This is a genomic window from Mesorhizobium sp. M7A.T.Ca.US.000.02.2.1, assembly GCF_003996995.1.
Classification (GTDB): domain Bacteria; phylum Pseudomonadota; class Alphaproteobacteria; order Rhizobiales; family Rhizobiaceae; genus Mesorhizobium.
In genome coordinates, this window is record NZ_RZTT01000674.1 from 1 (window position 1) to 2,051 (window position 2,051).

Annotated in this window: 2 protein-coding genes; both read right to left on the reverse strand. The window is 63.2% G+C overall.

Features of this window, described 5'->3' with window-relative positions:
* A partial coding sequence (locus EOD15_RS33370; protein ID WP_127409247.1) for an aldehyde dehydrogenase family protein occupies positions 1-332 on the reverse strand: 332 nt, incomplete at its 3' end.
* Between the two features lie 56 nt (positions 333-388).
* Positions 389-2,041 (reverse strand): choline dehydrogenase, encoded by a 1,653-nt coding sequence (gene betA, locus EOD15_RS33375; protein ID WP_127409248.1) that lies wholly within the window; start codon positions 2,039-2,041, stop codon positions 389-391.
* Positions 2,042-2,051 lie beyond the last annotated feature (10 nt).

Below are 2,051 nucleotides of genomic sequence, written 5' to 3' on the forward strand. Positions count from 1 at the left end.
TCCGCTGCCGATGGAGCGTCCGCCACCAGCGTTTCCTGGATCGCCTTGCCTGTATCCAGTGTCTCGATGCGGGCGAGGTCGGCGTTGCGGGCGCGCAATATGTCGGCGGCGCGGCGCAGGATGCGCCCGCGCTCGACCGGCTTCAGCCGCGCCCAGACGGGCTGCGCCGCCCGCGCCGCCTCGACGGCGAGTTCCAGCACGTTCGGCGTCGCCGAACGCAGCATGGCGATGGTCTCACCGGTTGCCGGATAGATGACCGGCAGCGGCGCGCCGCCTTCGTCCTCGATGTAGCGTCCGTTGACATAGTGCGATGCCGTGGGCTGGGCGCGCATGGGAGGTCTCCAAATCGTCTTCGCGGCATGCATGATCGTGCAGTCACGATCATGCTCTATCTGTCCGACGCCTGCCAGCGCGGATTGATCCATGGTTCCTGGTTGGACGGCGCCAGCGGCGTCCGGCCAAGGATGTGATCGGAAGCCTTCTCCCCGGTCATGATCGATGGCGCATTGAGATTGCCGTTGGTGACGCGCGGGAAGATCGAGGAATCGGCGACTCGCAAGCCTTCGACGCCAATGACCCGGCATTCCGGATCGACGACGCTCATCATGTCGTCGGCGCGGCCCATCTTGCAAGTGCCGCAAGGATGGTAGGCGCTCTCGGCATGATCGCGGATGAAGATGTCGAGCTCGTCGTCCGACTGCATGTGGCTGCCCGGAGAGATTTCCTTGCCCCGATAGGGGTCGAACGCCGACTGCCCGAAGATCTCGCGCGTCAACCTGATGCAGTGGCGGAACTCCTCCCAATCGTCTGGATGCGACATGTAGTTGAAGCGGATCACCGGCTTGGATTTCGGGTCCGGCGAACGCAGCGTCACCGAACCGCGCGACTTCGAGCGCATCGGTCCGACATGCGCCTGGAAGCCGTGCGATTTCGCAGCCGCCTTGCCATCATAGCGGACTGCCGCCGGGATGAAATGGTACTGGATATCGGGGTAGTCGACGCCGGCGCGCGAGCGCACGAAGGCTGCCGCTTCGAAGTGGTTGGTGGCGCCAAGCCCGGTCTTGAGGAACAACCACTGCGCTCCGATGAGTGCTTTCGAGAACGGGTTCAGCACCGAATTGAGCGTGATCGGCAGCAATGATTCCTGCTGGATGTAGAGCTCCATATGATCCTGCAGATTGCGGCCGACACCGGGCCGGTCGGCCACCACCGGAATGCCGTTTTCGCGCAAATGCTCGGCCGGGCCGATGCCGGACAGCATCAGTATCTTGGGCGAATTGATCGACGATGCGGCGACGATCACCTCACGTCGCGCCTTAACGACCTGAATCTGTTTGTGAGCTTCGATCTCGACGCCGATGGCGCGCTGATTGTCGATAATCACGCGCCGCGCAAAGCCCTTGACCAGACTCACATTTTTGCGCTTCAGCGCCGGCTTCAGATAGGCCGATGCCGCCGACCAGCGGCGACCGCCACTGATAGTCTGCTCCATCGGCCCAAAACCTTCCTGCTTGGAACCATTGTAGTCTTCGGTCAGTTCGAACCCGGCCTGGCGACCAGCCTCGACAAAGGCGCCATAGAGCGGATTTTTACGCGAGCCGCGCTGCACATGCAGCGGCCCGCCATGGCCGCGCCAGCCATCCTCGCCGCCGTCCGAATTTTCCATACGCTTGAAATAGGGGAGCACGTCGGCGAAGCCCCAGCCGGCCGCACCCTCTTCGGCCCAATGGTCGAAATCGCGGGCGTGGCCGCGCACATAGACCATACCGTTGATCGAGGACGAGCCGCCGATCACCTTGCCGCGCGGTGTCGCCAGCACACGGCCGCCGAGATGCGGCTCCGGCTCGCTGGCAAAGCCCCAGTCATAGAGGCTCATGTTGAGCGGGATCGAAAGCGCCGACGGCATCTGGATCAGCGGCCCGATATCGCTGCCGCCGAATTCGATGACGATGACCGAATGCTTGCCGTCTTCAGACAGGCGATAGGCCATGGCCGAGCCGGCCGAGCCGGAGCCGATGATGACGAAATCTGCTTCAAGCATGGTTCATATG

Excerpts from the sequence above, each read along its gene's own strand:
- betA (WP_127409248.1), bottom strand. The coding sequence starts at position 2,041 with ATGCTTGAAGCAGATTTCGTCATCATCGGCTCCGGCTCGGCCGGCTCG.